This is a genomic window from Pelomonas candidula (genome assembly GCF_043555985.1).
GTDB lineage: Bacteria > Pseudomonadota > Gammaproteobacteria > Burkholderiales > Burkholderiaceae_C > Pelomonas > Pelomonas candidula.
On the sequence record NZ_JBIGIC010000011.1, the window covers coordinates 83537 to 84958 of the forward strand.

At 71.4% G+C, this 1422-nt stretch carries 1 protein-coding gene; it reads right to left on the reverse strand.

Annotated elements, in window-relative coordinates; all coding sequences use genetic code 11:
• Positions 1 to 10: 10 nt before the first annotated feature.
• Positions 11 to 1366, reverse strand: a complete 1356-nt coding sequence (locus ACG04R_RS20515) for a TolC family outer membrane protein (RefSeq protein WP_394415230.1) — start codon at positions 1364 to 1366, stop codon at positions 11 to 13.
• Between the last annotated feature and the right edge of the window lie 56 nt (positions 1367 to 1422).

The following is a 1422-nucleotide window of genomic DNA, read 5'->3' on the forward strand; positions in this document are numbered from 1 at the left end:
CCGGCCGCGGTCACGGGGCCGGGCGCAGCATCAGCGCGTCCAGGCCGCGCAGGTCTTCCTCGCTCAGCACGCCGGCCGCGGCCTTGAGTTGCAGGCCGGCCATCAGCGTCTGGTAGCGCGCGGCGGCCAGGTCCTTGCGGGTGGCGTAGAGCTGCTGCGTGGCGTTCAGCACGTCGACCCGCGTGCGGGTGCCGACCTCGAAGCCGCGCGTCGTCGACTTGACCTGCGTCTCGCCCGAGATCTGCGCCTGGCGCAGCGAGCTGTACAGCGCCGTGCCGGACTGCACACCCAGGCAGGCCTGGCGGGCGTCCAGCTTGGCCTGGGCGCGGGCGTTGAGCAGCTCCTGGCGCGCACGCTCCAGATTGGCCGCGGCCTCGCGGGTGTGCGACTGCACGGCACCGCCCTGGAACAGCGGGACCTGGATCTCGAGGCCCGCCGTGTAGTTGCGCGAATTGCCCGGCGAGACATAGGCCGTGGAGTTGCGCTCGGCGGCCTGCACGACCAAGTCCACGGTGGGGAAGTGACCGGCCTTCTGGCGGTCGATCTCCAGCCGCGCCACCTGCTCGGCGGTCTCGCCGGCGGCCACCTGCAGCGAGTCGGTCGGCGCGCGTTCCATCAGCACGCTGCATTTGCTGTCGTCGACGAGGTTGATGCCGGCCTCGGGGTCGACCGTGGCCAGTGGCGGCAGTTCGCGGCCGATGAGCTTCTCCAGCGTCTGTCGTTTGACCTCCAGGTCGTTGCGCGCGCCGATCTCCTGCGCCGTGCCGAGGTCGTTGCGGGCCTGGGCTTCGTTCAGGTCGGTGATGCTGGACAGCCCCACCTCGAACGAACGCTTGGACTGCGCGAGCTGCTGGGCGAAGGCGTCGCGCTGCGCCGTCATCGCGGCCAGCGCGTCCTGGGCCTGCAGCACGTCGAAGTAGGCCTTGGACACGCGCAGCAGCAGGTCCTGCTCGGCCAGGCGCAGCTGCTGATCGGCCAGCGCGGCCTGCAGCACGCCCTGCTGGTAGGTGCGGACGTTCAGCGGCCGCAGCAGCGGCTGGTTGAGGGTGATGTTCCACGGCCGGTTGCTGTAGATGCGGCGGTTGCCGTCGACGTAGCTGGCGTGCTCGAGGTCACGCTGGATGGTGGCGCCTGCGGTCAGGCTCGGCATCAGGCCGGCGCGGCCTTGTGCTTCCTTCTCGCGGCCGGCCGCGGCGGTGGCCAGCGCGGCGCCGAAGACCGGGTCGGCGGCGCGGGCCTGCAGGTAGATCTCGCTGAGCGTGTCCGCGCCGGCAGCGGTGGCGCACAGAGCCAGCGCAGCGGCGGCGATCCAGCGCTGGCGGCGGGCGGGATCGGCGGTGTGGGCGGGCAGGGCGGGGTTGAACATGGTGTTGTCCTCGGGATTCCGTACCGTCTGAAAAAGTGAAGAGGGCCGTGCTGGGG

What these genes read in the sequence shown, in the direction of transcription:
- ACG04R_RS20515 (WP_394415230.1), bottom strand. Translation starts at nt 1,366, where the DNA reads ATGTTCAACCCCGCCCTGCCCGCCCACACCGCCGATCCCGCCCGCCGC.